Source organism: Streptomyces sp. P1-3, assembly GCF_050613155.1.
GTDB lineage: Bacteria > Actinomycetota > Actinomycetes > Streptomycetales > Streptomycetaceae > Streptomyces.
Window position 1 is genome coordinate 2,274,756 of sequence record NZ_CP192512.1, and the last position, 15,891, is coordinate 2,290,646.

A 15,891-nucleotide genomic window follows, 5' to 3' on the forward strand; every position below is an offset into this window, starting at 1 on the left:
CCGCTGCCGCTCGACATCGCGCTGACCGCGGCCTGAGCCGCCGGTCGGGCAGGGGTTGTACGGGCCGTGGGTGCCACGGCCCGTGCAACCCCCGCCCGGTCGAGACGTCGATCGTCAGACCCCGGCGGCCTCCTTGGGCGCGTTCTCCTTCGGCTCGTCGTGCCCGCTCGCGCCGCCGCCGTGCCCGTCGTCCGCCAGCGTGGTCTCGTCGAACGGCAGCCGGCCCGCCAGGACCTCCCCCATCCGGTCCTTGTCGATCTCCTTGGTCCATGTGCCGACCAGGACGGTGGCGACCGCGTTGCCCGCGAAGTTGGTCAGCGCCCGCGCCTCGCTCATGAAGCGGTCGATGCCGACGATCAGGCCGACGCCGTCGACCAGTTCGGGACGGTGGGACTGGAGGCCGCCCGCCAGGGTCGCCATGCCGGCGCCGGTGACCCCCGCCGCGCCCTTCGAGGCGATGATCATGAACAGGAGCAGCGAGATCTGCTGGCCGATCGAGAGCGGGTCGCCCATCGCCTCGGCGATGAACAGCGACGCCATGGTCAGGTAGATCGCCGTGCCGTCCAGGTTGAAGGAGTAGCCGGTCGGGACGGTGATGCCGACCACCGGCTTGCTGACGCCCGCGTGCTCCATCTTGGCGATCAGCCGCGGCAGCGCCGACTCCGACGACGAGGTCGACAGGATCAGCAGGAACTCGCGTCCCAGGTACTTGAGCAGGTGCAGGATGTTGACGCCCGCGACCAGCCGCAGGACCGTGCCGAGCACCAGGAAGACGAAGAGCGCACAGGTGACGTAGAAGCCGATCATGATGACCGCCAGCGACTTCAGCGCGTCCGCGCCGGTCTCGCCGACCACCGCCGCGATGGCGCCGAACGCGCCCACCGGGGCGGCCCACATGATCATCGACAGCACGCGGAAGACCACCCGCTGGATGTGCCCGATGCCGCGCAGCACCGGCTCCCCGGCCTTGCCCATCCCCTGGAGGGCGAAGCCGACGAGCAGCGCGACGAGCAGGGTCTGCAGCACCTTCTCCTGGGTGAAGGCCGAGACCATCGTGGTCGGGATGATGCCGAGCAGGAAGTCCGCGGTGGACTCGTGGGTGCCCTCGGCCTGGCCCTGTCCGGCCTGGGCCGCCTCGGCGGTCAGGTGCAGCCCGCTGCCGGGCTCCAGGACGTTGCCGACGAGCAGGCCGATGGCGAGCGCGACGGTGGACATCAGCAGGAAGTAGCCGAGCGCGAGGCCGCCGACCGCGCCGACCTTGGCGGCCTTGCGGACCGATCCGATGCCGAGCACGATCGTGCAGAAGATGATCGGCGAGATCATCATCTTGATCAGATCGACGAATCCCTTGCCGATGGGCTTGAGCTCCACGGCCACGTCGGGCACGGCGAAGCCCACCGTGATGCCGAGGAGCACCGCGCCGATCACCGCGAGGTACAGGTAGTGGGTCCGGTCCCGCTTGGTGCGCCCGGGCTGTCCCTTCACCGGGGGCGAGGTCTGCGCAGCCACGGCTGCCTCCTTGAAGTCCTGGTCGGTCCGTGCGGCTCACACGTCCCGGACGTCCCGGACTCCCATGTCCCGGACGGTCCCGGTGACTATGCACCCCGCTTGTGACGGCGGTCACCCTTGTGTTCATTTCGTTCACACAACGTCTCGCGTGCACACTGAGCGACATGCGCGTTCACCGCCCCCGGACGTCCCGGAGGCCCCGGAGACCGCGAAGGCCCCGGAGCCTGGCCGGCCAGCTCTTCGCGATGCAGGTCGTGCTCGTCGCCGTGGTCGTCGCCGGATGCGCGGTCTTCACGTACCTCACCGACCGGAGCCAGGCCGAGGCCGCCGCGCGCCGCCAGGCGACCGCCGCCGCTTCCGCGGTCGCCGACTCCCCCTCGGTCGTCCGGGCGATCCGTACCCCGGACCCCACCGCCGCACTCCAGCCGTACGCGGAGCAGGTGCGGAAGAGCACCGGCGTCACGTTCGTCACGATCATGGACCCGCGGGGCATCCGCTGGACGCACCCGGACCCGGAGCGGATCGGCGAGGAGTTCCTCGGCCACACCGGCCCCGCGCTGCGCGGCGAGACGTTCACCGAGACCTACACCGGCACCCTCGGCCCTTCGGTCCGGGTGGTGACCCCGGTGCGCGACGGCGCCCGGATCACCGGGCTGGTCAGCGCCGGGATCACGGTCGACGAGATCAGCGCGCGGCTGCGGGACCAGCTGCTCACGCTGCTGGGCATGGCGCTGGCCGCCCTCGCGCTCGGCGGGGCGGGGACGTACGTGATCAACGCCCGGCTGCGGCACCACACCCACGGCATGAACGCGGGCGAGCTGAGCCGGATGTACGACTACCACCAGGCCACGCTGCACGCGGTGCGCGAGGGGCTGCTGATGCTCGACGGGCAGCGGCGGGTCGCGCTGGTCAACGACGGGGCGCGGGAGCTGCTGGGCCTGTCCGGTGCCGGAACGCGAGGGGCGGGGAGCGTAACGGAAGCGGGGGTCGTAACAGAGGACGGTGCCGGGTCCGCTGCCGCGGACCCCGTCGGCCGGCTCGTCAGCGACCTGGGCCTGCCCGCCCCGCTGACCGGCGCGCTGCTGGCCGCCGAGCCGCGGGTGGACGAGCTGCATCTGACCGCCGAGCGGGTGCTGGTGGTCAACACCTCACCGGTGAGCAGCGGAGGACAGCGGGGTACGGTCGTCACCCTGCGCGACCATACGGAGTTGCAAGCGCTCTCCGGGGAGTTGGACTCCGTCCGCGGGTTCGCCGAGGCGCTGCGTTCCCAGGCGCACGAGGCCGCCAACCGGCTGCACACGGTGGTGTCCCTGATCGAGTTGGGCCGGGCGGACGAGGCGGTGGACTTCGCGACGGCGGAACTGGAGCTGGCGCAAGCGCTCACCGACCAGGTGGTGGCCGCGGTCGCCGAGCCGGTGCTGGCGGCCCTGCTGCTGGGCAAGGCGGCCCAGGCCAACGAGCGCGGCGTGGAGCTGGTGCTGGCCCCCGACAGCCGGATCGACGACGGCCTGCTGCCGCCCGGCCTCCCGGCCCGCGACCTGGTGACGGTCCTGGGCAACCTCGTGGACAACGCGATCGACGCCGCCGCCGACCACCGCGACATGGTCCGCCGCGCCCTCGTCACGGTCACGGCGCGCGCGGCCGACGGCGAGCTGCTGCTGCGGGTCGCGGACACCGGTGCCGGGGTGGACCCGGCGGCGGCCGAGGAGGTCTTCCGCCGCGGCTGGACGACGAAGACCTCCGCCGCGACCGGGGCGCCGGGCGGGCCGAGCGGGCCGGGCATCCGGGGTACGGCGGGTGCACGAGGTGGGGCGGGCGTACGACGTACGACGGGTGCGCCGGCTCCGGCGGGCGTGCCGGAAACGGCGGGCACACGAGGCGCGGCGGGCGCACGAGGCGCTGCGGGCGCACGCGATCGGGCGGGTGCGCCGGCTCCGGCGGGCGTGCCGGAAACGGCGGGCACACGAGACGCGGCGGGTGCACGAGATACGACGGGCATGCCGGATGCGGCAAGCGCACGCGATCGGGCGGGTGCACCGGCTCCGGCGAGCGTGCCGGAAACGGCAGGCACACGAGACGCGGCGGGCGCACGAGATACGACGGGCATGCCGGATGCGGCAAGCGCACGCGATCGGGCGGGTGCACCGGCTCCGGCGAGCGTGCCGGAAACGGCAGGCACACGAGACGCGGCGGGCGCACGAGATACGACGGGCGTGCCGGACGCGGCAAGTGCAGCGGGTCCGGCGGGCCGCGGCCTGGGGCTGGCCCTGGTCCGCCAGGCGGCGCGGCGGAACGGCGGCACGGTGGAGGTGGGCCCGGCTGCGGGCGGCGGCGCGGAGTTCACCGTACGGCTGCCGCTGGCATCCGGCGCGCCGCGCCGGGCCGACGCCGATCCGCCCGCCGACGACGCCGCCGCCGACCGCACCGATGCCACGCCGCCCACGGAGCGCGTGGGGACACGGCCCCACCGGGGACCGTCCCCGGCACCGGCCGCCCAACGCCGCGCCCCGGCCCCGCCGAACGAGCGCCGGGCTCCGGTAGCGGACAGCGTGCCCGGCGTACCGCCGACGGCGGGTGAACCCAGCCCGCAGAGGCGGGACAGCGGATCCCGCCCCACACCACCAACCGACCCCACACCACCGATCGACCCCCCGGCGCCGAACGGCGCCCCCGACGCCCCCGCACCGGGCAGCGCCCCCACGTCGCCCAGGGCAGGCCAACCCCCCGCCCCCAGCACACCCACCGCGGCCAACGGCCCCGCCACCACGGCGCCGGACGGCACCCCCGCGCCTAACAGCCCGCCCCCGCCGACCGGCACCCCCGCGCCGGACGGCGCGCCCCCGTCGCCCGGGACGGCCCAGGACGCCACATCCGGCACGCCAACGGCGGCCCACGGCGCCCCCCATACCGCCGATGGCCCGGGGCGGCGAAGATGACCGGCGCGCCGGGGACCGGCACGCCGCCCGGGCAGGCCATCCGCGTACTCGTCGTCGAAGACGACCCCGTCGCGGCCGCAGCCCACGCGCTCTACGTGTCCCGCGTGCCCGGCTTCACCGTGACCGGAACGGCGCACTCCGCGGCCGGCGCCCGGCGCCTTCTGGAGCGCTCGGCCGTGGACCTGCTGCTGCTGGATCTCTATCTCCCCGACGGGCACGGCCTCCAGCTCATCCGGTCGCTGCGCGCGGGGGGCCTCAGCGCCGACGTGATCGCGGTGACCTCGGCCCGGGACCTGGCCGTGGTCCGCGAGGGCGTCTCCCTCGGGGTGGTGCAGTACGTGCTCAAGCCGTTCACCTTCGGCACGCTGCGGGACCGGCTGCTGCGCTACGCGGAGTTCCGGGCCACCGCCGGCGAGGCCAGCGGGCAGGACGAGGTGGACCGGGCCCTGGCCGCGCTGCGCGCCCCTCAGCCCGCCGCCCTGCCGAAGGGGCTGACGCCCGCCACGCTCGACGCCGTGACCCGCGCACTGCGGTCCGCGCCGGAGGGGATCTCGGCCGCGGCGCTGGCCGAGTCGGTCGGCATCTCGCGGATCACCGCGCGGCGTTATCTGGAGTACCTGGTCGAGGCGGGCCGGGCCGACCGGGCTCCGCAGTACGGCCAGGTCGGCCGACCGGAACTGGTCTACCGCTGGCAGTCCCACGACCGAACCTGAGAACGCCCAAGCGCCCCCCAAGGACCCGCGTGTTCCCTCATCGGGGTGGTTTCGAACCCGTCCCGTCGTCCCCGTCGCCACGCGTCCGGTTGCCTCTCAGCGGAGATACGCCGATCGCCGACACACACGAAGGGGCACCATGGCAGACGAGGGAACGGTTCTGTTCGCGGTACGCGAGTTCCCGGAGAGCGGGGGTACCGGAGCCGAGCAACTGCGCAGGATCCACAAGGAGTTGGAGAGCTGCGGCTTCGAGGTGCGCTGGGCCGCCACGGCCGACGACGCGCAGGCCGTGTTGCGTACCGAGGCGGGTCTGGCCGCCGCCGTCGTGGACTGGGGCCTCGCCGGGGACTGCAAGGCCAGCGGCGAGCCGGGCGGGGCCGAAGTGCTGCGCCAGGTCGGCCGGCGCTTCCGCGATCTCCCGGTCTTCCTGGTCACGGCCGGCGAGGACCTGGAGCACCTGCCGCTGTGGGTGGCGGAGACCGTGATCGGCTACATCTGGCCGCTGGAGGACACCGCGCCCTTCATCGCCGGTCGGATCGCCAGCGCCGCCCGCGGCTACCAGCAGGACCTGCTGCCGCCGTTCTTCAAGGCGCTGCGCCGCTTCGACGACGCGCACGAGTACTCCTGGCACACCCCCGCCCACTCCGGCGGCGTCGCGTTCCTCAAGTCCCCCGTCGGCCGGGCCTTCCACGACTACTTCGGGGAACGGCTGCTCCGCAGCGACCTGTCGATCTCGGTCGAGGAGCTCGGCTCGCTGTTCGAGCACACCGGCCCGGTCGGCGCGGCGGAGCGCAACGCCGCCCGCGTCTTCGGCGCCGACCGCACGTACTTCGTCCTGCACGGCGACTCCACCTGCGACCGCATGGTCGGTCACTTCAGCGTCACCCGCGACGAGATCGCGCTGGTGGACCGCAACTGCCACAAGTCGGTCCTGCACGGCCTGGTCCTGTCCGGGGCCCGGCCGGTCTATCTGGTGCCCACCCGCAACGGCTACGGACTGGCGGGGCCCTTGCCGCCGGCGGAGATCCAGGAGCAGTCGGTCGCCTCCCGGATCAGCCGCAACCCGCTGGCCCAGGGTGCGGTCTCCCCCGAGGCCCCGTACGCGGTGCTCACCAACTCCACGTACGACGGCCTGTGCTACGACGCCCTCCAGGTCGCCCAGGCGCTGGCGCCCAGCACGCCCCGGCTGCACTTCGACGAGGCCTGGTTCGCCTACGCCCGCTTCCACCCGCTCTACGCCGGGCGGTACGGCATGGCGGTGGGCCCCGACACCTTCCCCGGGCCGGAGCGCCCCACCGTCTTCTCCACCCAGTCCACCCACAAGCTGCTGGCCGCGCTGTCGCAGAGCGCCATGGTGCACGTCAAGCCCGCGCCCCGGGCGCCGGTCGAACACGACCGGTTCAACGAGGCGTTCATGATGCACGGCACCACCTCGCCGCTGTATCCGATGATCGCCTCCCTGGACGTGGCCACCGCGATGATGGACGGGCCGCAGGGCCGCTGGCTGATCGACGAGGCGGTGGCCGAGGCCGTCCGCTTCCGCCAGACGGTCGTCCGCGTCGGCCGGCGCATCGCGGCCGCCGGTGACCGGCCCGGCTGGTTCTTCGGCGTCTGGCAGCCCGAGACCGTCACCGACCCGGCCACCGGGGACCGGCTGCCCCTCGCCGACGCCCCGGCCGAACTGCTGCGTACCGAGCCGTCCTGCTGGCAGTTGGAGCCCGGCGCCGACTGGCACGGCTTCGCCGGTCTGACCGAGGGCTACTGCCTGCTCGACCCCGTCAAGGTCACCCTCACCTGCCCCGGCATCGACGCCACCGGCCGGATGTCCGACTGGGGCATTCCCGCGCGCGTCCTCACCGCCTATCTGGCCACCAGGAACATCGTGGTGGAGAAGACCGACAGCTACACCACGCTCATCCTGTTCTCCATGGGGATCACCAAGGGCAAGTGGGGAACCCTCATGGACGCCCTGATGGACTTCAAGACGCTGTACGACGAGGACGCGCCGCTGGAGCGCGTGCTGCCCGAGCTGGTCGCCGAGTACCCCCAGCGCTACACCGGCCGGACCCTGCGCGAGCTGTGCCAGGAGATGCACGACCATCTGCGCGAGGCGCGCCTGGTGGAGCTGCTGGACACCGCCTTCCAGGACCTTCCCGAGCCCGTCACCCCGCCCCAGCACTGCTACCAGCGCCTCATCCGCGGCGGCACCGAGCGGGTACGGCTGGCCGACGCGGCCGACCGGGTGGCCGCCGCCATGGTCACCGTCACCCCGCCCGGCATCCCCGTCCTGATGCCCGGCGAGAACACCGGCGCCCCCGACGGCCCGCTGCTGCGCTACCTGACCGCCCTGGAGTCCTTCGACCGGCGCTTCCCCGGCTTCCGCAGCGAGACCCACGGCGTCACCCTCGACCCGGACAGCGGCGACTACCTCATCGAGTGCGTACACAGGATCCCGGCCCAGCAGAGCGGCCCCACGGCCGCGGAACGCCAGGAGGCGTAGCGAGGGCACGGCGCCACCACAGCGGTACGAGCATCTCGAGGAGTACGCATACAGGTTGACGCCGGACGGCCCGCTGTATGCGACTGAGGTCGCATACGGCCGCGACTTGGGAGCGATGCGGCACCGCGCATGCGCGCCAAGGATGGTCGTGTGACCGAGACGACCACGGGACTGCACATGTCCCCGCTCGAATTCCTCGTGGCGCTGGGGGCTGTCGCGCTGGTGCTGGCGCGCTGGCTTCCCCCCGGCGCCCGCCGACCCGCCACGCTCGGCGCGGGAGCGGTTGTCCTGCTGTCCGGGACCGTGCTGAGCGTGGTGGGGATGCGCTGGCAGATGGTGCCTGTCTGTGCGGGCGCGGTTCTCGCGTTCCTCCCGTTCGCCATCTCCTGGCTGCGGCAACGCCGTACCGGACGGCCTGCGCGGCGGGCCCGGTGGTGGCTGGCGCTGCCGGGGTCGGTGGCATGCGCCGGATTGATCGCCGCGGGCCCGGTGGCGGCCTGGTCCTTCCCCATACCCGTGTTTCCCGAGCCTTCGGGCGGCTTCGCGGTCGGCACCAGCGTGCTGCAGTGGACCGACCGGGACCGCCCCGAAGCCGCCACGTCCGACCCCGGCGACCGGCGCACTGTCGTGGTCCAGTTCTGGTACCCCGCGCAGGAGAGCCCCGCGGGCGCGCGGCAGGCCCAGTACCTCGGGCGCACGGAGCACGAAGCGCGCACCGTCTCCGACGCCCTCGCGGACTACGTCGGCGTGCCGGGCTTCCTGTTCGACGGCGTCCCCCGCGCCCGCACGCACGCGGTCTTCGACGCCGCGGTGGCCGACGGAGGCGGGCGCTTCCCCGTCGTGCTGTTCTCTCCCGGGCTGGGGGGAGTGCGCACCCAGAACACGGCCTGGGCGGAGGAACTGGCCGGTCGCGGCTATGTCGTCGTGGCCCTTGACCACCCGTACGACTCCGCCGCCGTCGTCCTCGCCGACGGCCGGAGGATCGACACGAAGGTGGACTCCACGGGCGACCCGGACAAGGACGAGAAGCGGGCCGCCGGCTGGACCGAGGTCCGAGCCGCCGATCTCAGCTTCGTCCTCACCCAGCTGGGCCGTCTCGACCGGGGCGAGGTCGCGGGCCCCTTGACCGGTCGCCTGGACACGGATCGTGTCGCGGCCGCCGGTCATTCCCTCGGCGGCGGCGCCGCCTTGCAGGCAGCCCGCCAGGACCGGCGGTTCGCCGCCGTCATCGATCTGGACGGCTTTCCGCACGACCCCGCCCCCCGCTCCTTCCGGCAGCCGGTGCTCGCCCTCACCCAGGCCATCGGCCCGGACACGGACCCGGACTACATCCCCCGCCTCACCCGGGTCCTGAAGCTCAGCACCGCGACGAGCTACCGGCTCACCATCCCCGGTGCGGCGCACCTCACCTTCACCGACGCTCCGCTCTACATGCCGCCGGTGCCCTCCCTCGTCGGGTCGCTGGGCCGTACCAAGGGCCCGCGTGTCACCGCCGCCGTTTCCGCCGCGTTCCTGGACAGCACCCTGCGGCATGGGCCCGACGACCTGACCTCCGTTCTGTCGGCCTACGGCGACCTCAGCGTCCACCGCCCGGACGACAACCGCTGAGGTGCCGGAGGCGGCACACGGGCCCGGCCCGGCTAGTCCCGTGCGTAGTACCCCGCGACAGCCAACACCCCCGCGCACAGCAGCACCTCCGGCCCGACCCCCGGGACGAACACGATGAGCGGCCAGGCCATGAAGAGGGCCGCCATGAGCGCTGTTGTTATGCGAAGTTGGACGGACATTCCTGCGCCTCTCCCAGGTCGCGTGCGAAACACGGTGTGCGCCGTGCGCCCCCACCCCCGCGAGGGACGCACGACGCGTCCGCTCCGCCATTCCAGCGGCTGTACGGTTGTTCGGCACCCCCCTCCCGACGGACTGAACAATCACGAACGGGCAGGTGGGCGGGGGTGCGTCGGACGGGGGAAGCATGGGGAGGGGAACGGGTGGGCCGACGTGAGAGCCCGTTGGATCCGAGCGCGGGGCCGGTCCAGCGCTTCGCCTACGAGCTGCGGAAGCTGCGGCAGGAGGCCGGGGGGCTGACCTACCGGGCGATGGCGCAGCGCGCCCGGTACTCGGTCACGACGCTGTCCCAGGCGGCGGCGGGCGAGCAACTGCCGTCGCTGCCGGTGACGCTGGCGTACGTGGACGCGTGCGGCGGCGACCGGGCGGACTGGGAGGCGCGCTGGCGCGCGGCGGCCGCGGAAGCGGCGGAGGCCGCGGCCGGTGAGCGGGCCGCGGACGACGCCGCCGCCGAACCGCCGTACCGGGGCCTGGCCCGCTTCGAGCCGGGCGACCATGAACGCTTCTTCGGCCGGGACCGGCTCGTGGCCGACGTCACGGACCTGGCGCGGCGCAACCGGTTCGCCGCCGTCTTCGGCCCGTCGGGCAGCGGCAAGTCCTCGCTGCTGCGGGCGGGCCTGATCCCCGCGCTCCGGAACGGCACGAGCACGAGCACGAGCACGAGCAGCACAAACGGCACGAACGGCATCGACCGCGCGAACGGCACACCGGGTACGCCCGGCGAGCCGCCGCCCGCCGTCATCCGCGTCCTCACCCCGGGCGAGCACCCGGCCCGTACGCATCGCGACGCGCTGGTCCCGAAGGCCGGGGACGGCGACACCTGGCTGGTCGTCGACCAGTTCGAGGAGGTCTTCACGCTCTGCCAGGATCCGGCGGAGCGCACGGAGTTCATCGACGCCCTGCTCGCCGCACGCGACCCCGGCAGCAAGCTGCGGGTCGTCGTCGCCGTACGGGCCGACTTCTTCGGCCGGTGCGCCGAACACCGCGCGCTGACCGCCGCGCTGCGCGACGCCACGCTGCTCGTCGGCCCGATGGGGCGGGCCGAGCTGCGCGAGGCGATCGTGAAGCCGGCCGCCGCGGCGGGCCTGATCGTGGAGCGGACCCTGACCGCCCGGATCGTGGCCGAGGTCGCCGACGAGCCGGGCGGCCTGCCGCTGATGTCCCACGCCCTGCTGGAGACCTGGCGCCGGCGGCGCGGCCGGACGCTCACGGAGGAGGCGTACGAGGCCGTGGGCGGGGTCCACGGCGCGATCGCCGCGACGGCGGAGCGGGTCCACGGCGAACTGTCCCCGCGGCAGGCGGACCTCGCCCGCCGCCTCCTGCTCCGGCTGATCACCCCGGGCGAGGGCGCCCAGGACACCCGGCGCCCGGCGGAGCGCGCCGAGCTGGAGACCGGGGCGGGCGACGCCTCGGTGGTCCTGGAGCGCCTGGTACGGGCCCGGTTGGTCACCGTGGACGACGGGATGGTCGACCTCGCCCACGAGGCGCTGATCACGGCGTGGCCGCGGCTGCGGGGCTGGATCGAAGAGGACCGCGGACGCCTGCGCGTACACCGGAAGCTGACGGAGGCCGCGCGGGCGTGGGACGAACTGGACCGCGACCCGGGCGCCCTGTACCGCGGCGCGCGCCTGGCGGACGCGGAGGAGGCGTTCGGCGCGTCCCCGTCCCCGGAGGGAGGTGACCTCACCGAGCTGGAGCGGGCGTTCCTCACCGCGAGCGGCCGCGGCCGAACCCGCGACCGCCGCCGCCTCCGGGCCGTGCTCGGTTCACTGTCCCTGCTGCTGGTCCTGGCCCTGGTGGCGGGCGCGGTCGCGTGGCAGCAGAGCCGGGAGGGCGACCGGCGCCGCGCGGAGGCCACCTCCCGCCGTATCGCGTCGATCGCGGAGAACATGCGCGCCACGGACCCGGCGACGGCGATGCGGCTGAGCGCGGCGGCGTGGCGGATCAGCGACACGGTGGAGGCGCGGGCGGCGCTCCTGGGCGCTGTCGCGCAGCAGGAGCAGGGCTCGTTCACGGTGCCGGGAGCAGGCGCCGAGGGCCAGATGTGGCTCAGCGCCGATGGGCGGAGGCTGGTCACGGCTTCGGATGACCGCGTGCTCGGGTCGGATGTGGTCGGGCATCGGCGAGTGGGCGGTTTCCGGATCGCCGACGACGAGCAGATAGCGGACCTCTCCCCGGACGGGCGACGGCTGCTGATGAACGTGGCTGACGGATTGCGGATCCGCGACGTGGCCTCCGGGAAACCGGTCGGCCGGCCCATCACTCCCTCCGGCGGCTCGGCGTCATACGCCCCGAGTGGGCGCACCGTCCTGGTGACGAGCGGCACATCGGTGGAGCTGTGGGACCCCCGGCGGGGGCGCAGGGTGTTCGCACGCCAGGGCGACGACATCCAACTGCCGGTCGTGAGCGGGGACGACCGGCACCTGGCCCTGTGCAGGGAGTCCTCCCTGGAGGTGTGGGACGTCGCGGCGCGGCGGCAGCTGCGGACCCTCCGCTCGGCGGCGGTGTCCCGCGCTGCGTGCGGTGCCGGTGGTGAGTCCGCCAGCGCGCCGGAACTGCTCTTCGATCCGCAGGGCCACAAGCTGCTGGTGGCCGGAGAGGATCTGCGCGTCTGGGACCTCGGCTCCGGGAGGAAACTGCCCGGTGTCGACCACGTCGGACAGTTGCAGGACGTGGTGTTCAGCCGCGACGGCCGGTTCCTCGCCGGGGTGGCCGACGAGGAGATCACGCTGTGGCGGATCCTGGGCGACTCGTACCAGCGCGTCTACCGGCACCGCCTCTCCGGTGAGGCTCTCTGGGAGTTGCGGCTGGACCTGGACCACGGGGTGATCCGCTACGGGGAGGGGTTCGACAGTGGGGACGCCACCGTGCGGACGCTGTTCCTGGGCGATGCCGCCGTCTCCTCGTGGCACCGCCGTCCCTCCTTGAGTGCCGCGTTCAGCCCGGACGGACGCCTGGCCGCCACGGCCCGCTTCGACGGCGGACCGACGCGGTTCGAGGTGCGGCCCACCGCCGGTGGCGGCCGGACGGCCGTGCTGCCGCCCGTCGACTGCGGGACGAGCGAGCGCCAGTCATGCTGGGCGCACATGGCGTTCAGCGGCGACGGGCGGGTGCTGGCCTACGGGGTCAGCGCAAGGGACGGGGACGGCAACCTGCTGCACCCGCAGCGGATCAGGGTGTGGGACCTGCGGGAGAACCGCCGGCGGACGGAGCTCGTGCTCGCCACGACGTCCGAACAGGGCCAGGTCGTCGACGCGATCGCGCTGAGCCACGACGGCACGTTCCTGTTCGCCTACCGGCGGGGCCCCGAACCCGCCCTGGTGAAGTGGGACACAGGCCGCGGCACCAGGACGGTCCGGCCCGCGGGTGCGGACGTGACGTACTCGTCGGCCTTTCCGGTGGGTGCCGTGGCGGTGCGGCCCGACGGGCGCCGGCTCGCCACCACCTACGGGATGAGCTTCGACCTGCCGTCGGGGCGTCGGGCCAAGGACGCCACCGGCATGCCGGAAGGCCTTTCACTGGCCTACAGCCCCGACGGCGACCGGTTCGCCATGGGTGAGGCCTCCGGCAGGGTGACCGTGTATGACGGCCGCACCACGCGGCGTATGGGCTCGCTCACGGGGACCGTCTCGGCGGGCGGTGGAGAGGAGCCGGCGAACGCCGTCGCCTACTCCCACGACGGCACGATGCTGGCCGTCGGCGGCGACAACGGCACGGTGCGGCTGTGGGACGCCGTCTCCGGCCGCCCCCTCGGCGGTCCGCTGCCCACCGCGGGCGACGCCGTCCAGTCCGTCGCGTTCGGCGAGGACGACCGGACCCTGCTGGTGGCCGGAGAGCACGTCCCCTTGCGGGCCTACGCGATCGACCCCGACCGCGCCACCGCCACCGTCTGCGAGCGCGCGGGCGGCGGCCTGTCCCGCGCGGACTGGGAGACGTACATCCCGGAGGTGCCGTACCGCGACATCTGCTGACAGGCCCCCCGCCGCCGCAGGCACGCCGGGGATTGATTTTCACCCAGAGCGACCATAGCGTCACGGGGCAGCCCGCCGAGGCTACTAGGAGGTCGTGCCCGTGCGCCCCACCGCCCCGCTGATCCTCGCCGCCGCCCTCACCGCCACCGCCGCCGCCACGCTCACCGCCTGCGGCGGCTCCGGCGACGACCCGGACACCGTCAAGGTCGCGTACAACCGCAGCACCGACAACAAGATCCGATTCCAGGACCGCTTCCTCGACGGCGTCAAGAAGCAGTTCGAGGAGGCCAACCCCGGCAAGAAGATCAAGCTCATCCCGATCCAGGCGTCCCAGAACGACTACGCCACCAAGATCCAGCAGATGATGCGGTCCGCGAAGACCGCGCCCGACGTCGTCTACGAGGACACCTTCCGGATCAACTCCGACATCGCGGCCGGTTACCTGCGCCCGATCGACGACTACCTCAAATCCTGGAAGAACTGGGACCAGTTCGTCGGCACCGCGAAGGCCGCGGCCAAGGCCGAGGACGGCAGGACCTACGGGGTCCCGGACGGCACCGACACCCGTGGCCTGTGGTTCAACAAGGAGATCTTCGCCAAGGCCGGACTGCCCGCCGACTGGCGGCCCAAGGACTGGAACGAGATCCTCCAGGCCGCCCGGACCATCAAGAAGAAGGTCCCCGGCGTCACCCCGCTCAACGTCTACACCGGCAAGGCCCCGGGCGAGGCCGCCGTCATGCAGGGTTTCGAGATGCTGCTGTACGGCACGGGCGAGGACCCGCTGTACGACCCCGGCGAGAAGAAGTGGGTCGCGGGCGGCCCCGGCTTCGAGGACGCCCTCGGTTTCGTACGGACCGTCTTCGCCGAGAAGCTGGGCCCGGACCCCTCCGACGCCCTCGACGCCAACGTCGGCACCATCGTGGCCAACGAATGGCTGCCCGAAGGCAGGCTCGCCATCGCCCTCGACGGTTCCTGGATGGGCCAGAACTGGGTCAGGACAGGCGGCAAGCCGTGGCCCGAGTGGTCGAAGGTGCTGGGACGGGCGCCGATGCCCACCCAGCACGGCCAGGCCCCCGGCACGGTCAGCATGTCCGGCGGCTGGACCTGGTCGATCACCGCCAAGTCCACCAAACCAGACCTGGCGTGGAAGGTCGTCGAAACCCTCCAGACGAAGGCCAACGCGGTCGAGTGGGACGTGGTCGGCGCGCAGATCGCGGTGCGCAAGGACGTCGCCGAGGACCCGGAATACCTCTCCTCGATGCCCGGCATCGAGTTCTTCACCGCCCTCGTGCGCCACACCCACTACCGGCCCGCGCTGCCGGTCTATCCGCAGGTGTCGTCCGCGATCGGCGAAGCGATGGAAGCCGTGACGACCGGCGACGCGTCCCCGGCGAAGGCGGCGGACGCCTACGCGGACCAACTCGGCGACATCACCGACGGCGCCGTCGTGAAGCGGGACCGATGACTTCGGGACCGATGACATCGGGTGTGGCGGCATCGGGTGGGGCGACATCGGGTGCGACGACATCGGGTGCGGCGAAGGGCACGCGCCGCCGTGGCCCGCTGCGCTGGCTGCCGCTGGCCCCCGCCACGATCCTGTTGCTGCTCTTCCTCGGCGGGCCGATCTGCTACTGCGTGTACATCGCGTTCACCGACATGCAGCTGACCGGCTCGGCGTCCACGCACTTCGTCGGATTCGACAACTTCCAGCGCGCCTTCCAGGACCCGGACTTCCGCAACGCCGTCGTCCTGACCTTCGTCTTCACGGTCATCTCGTCCATCATCGGCCAGAACACCCTGGGGCTGGTGCTGGCGGCCCTGATGCGCCGCGCGTCCCGAGGAGTCCGGACAGCCGTCGGGTCGGTGGTCATCGCCGCGTGGGTGGTGCCGGAAATCGTCGCGGGCTTCCTGCTGTACGCCTTCTTCCGCCGCGAGGGCACGTTGAACGCGGTCCTGGACTGGCTGCATCTGCCGTCACAGAACTGGCTGTACACGCTGCCCATCCTGGCCGTGTCCTTCGCCAACGTCTGGCGCGGTACGGCGTTCTCCATGCTCGTCTACTCAGCAGCGCTCGCCGAGATCCCCAAGGAGGTCACGGAGGCGGCGGAGGTCGACGGGGCGAGCGGGGTGCGAAGGCTCTGGTACATCACCCTGCCGATGATCCGCCGCTCCATCGGCACCAACCTCATGCTCAACACCCTCCAGACCCTCTCGGTCTTCGGCCTGATCTGGGCGATGACGCGCGGCGGCCCGGGCAACCGCAGCCAGACCCTGCCGGTGTTCATGTACGACCAGGCGTTCCTGAAGGCCCTGATCGGCTACGGCACGGCGGTGGCGCTGCTGCTGTTGCTCGTGGGCGCGCTGTTCTCGGCGGTGTACCTGCGGCTACTGAGAACGGAGGTGTGACGGGCGGCTCC

The 15,891-nt window shown here is 73.0% G+C and carries 9 protein-coding genes; 7 read left to right on the forward strand and 2 right to left on the reverse strand.

Features of this window, described 5'->3' with window-relative positions; all coding sequences use genetic code 11:
• Positions 1–114 precede the first annotated feature (114 nt).
• Positions 115–1,509 carry a cation:dicarboxylate symporter family transporter gene (locus ACQUSR_RS09345; protein ID WP_431042088.1) on the reverse strand — a complete coding sequence of 465 codons (1,395 nt, stop codon included), beginning with the start codon at positions 1,507–1,509 and terminating at the stop codon, positions 115–117.
• Positions 1,510–1,754: 245 nt separating this feature from the next.
• Here ACQUSR_RS09345 and ACQUSR_RS09350 point away from each other — a divergent pair, with 245 nt between their 5' ends.
• From ACQUSR_RS09350 to ACQUSR_RS09365, 4 genes are all read left to right on the forward strand, one after another.
• On the forward strand, positions 1,755–4,445 hold the full coding sequence (locus ACQUSR_RS09350) for an ATP-binding protein (protein ID WP_431042089.1): 2,691 nt from the start codon (positions 1,755–1,757) through the stop codon (positions 4,443–4,445).
• Positions 4,442–5,158 carry a response regulator gene (locus tag ACQUSR_RS09355; RefSeq protein ID WP_431042090.1) on the forward strand — a complete coding sequence of 239 codons (717 nt, stop codon included), beginning with the start codon at positions 4,442–4,444 and terminating at the stop codon, positions 5,156–5,158. The genes ACQUSR_RS09350 and ACQUSR_RS09355 overlap by 4 nt, the downstream gene beginning before the upstream one ends.
• Before the next feature lie 139 nt (positions 5,159–5,297).
• Complete coding sequence (locus ACQUSR_RS09360; RefSeq protein WP_431042091.1) at positions 5,298–7,658, forward strand: Orn/Lys/Arg decarboxylase N-terminal domain-containing protein; 2,361 nt, start codon at positions 5,298–5,300, stop codon at positions 7,656–7,658.
• A gap of 150 nt (positions 7,659–7,808) precedes the next feature.
• On the forward strand, positions 7,809–9,266 hold the full coding sequence (locus ACQUSR_RS09365) for an alpha/beta hydrolase family protein (protein WP_431042092.1): 1,458 nt from the start codon (positions 7,809–7,811) through the stop codon (positions 9,264–9,266).
• 32 nt (positions 9,267–9,298) lie between these two features.
• Here the strand turns inward: ACQUSR_RS09365 and ACQUSR_RS09370 are convergent, their stop codons facing one another.
• Positions 9,299–9,445, reverse strand: coding sequence for a hypothetical protein (locus ACQUSR_RS09370; RefSeq protein WP_431042093.1), 147 nt, complete (start codon positions 9,443–9,445; stop codon positions 9,299–9,301).
• Positions 9,446–9,646: 201 nt separating this feature from the next.
• On the opposite strand from ACQUSR_RS09370, the gene ACQUSR_RS09375 reads away from it, so the two are divergent.
• The 3 genes from ACQUSR_RS09375 to ACQUSR_RS09385 all read left to right on the forward strand — a co-directional run bounded on the left by ACQUSR_RS09375 (position 9,647) and on the right by ACQUSR_RS09385 (position 15,880).
• On the forward strand, positions 9,647–13,474 hold the full coding sequence (locus ACQUSR_RS09375) for a hypothetical protein (RefSeq protein WP_431042094.1): 3,828 nt from the start codon (positions 9,647–9,649) through the stop codon (positions 13,472–13,474).
• A gap of 100 nt (positions 13,475–13,574) precedes the next feature.
• Positions 13,575–14,939 carry an ABC transporter substrate-binding protein gene (locus ACQUSR_RS09380; protein ID WP_431042095.1) on the forward strand — a complete coding sequence of 455 codons (1,365 nt, stop codon included), beginning with the start codon at positions 13,575–13,577 and terminating at the stop codon, positions 14,937–14,939.
• A complete protein-coding gene (locus tag ACQUSR_RS09385) occupies positions 14,936–15,880 on the forward strand; it encodes a carbohydrate ABC transporter permease (protein ID WP_431042096.1) in 945 nt (314 codons plus the stop codon). The genes ACQUSR_RS09380 and ACQUSR_RS09385 overlap by 4 nt, the downstream gene beginning before the upstream one ends.
• Positions 15,881–15,891 lie beyond the last annotated feature (11 nt).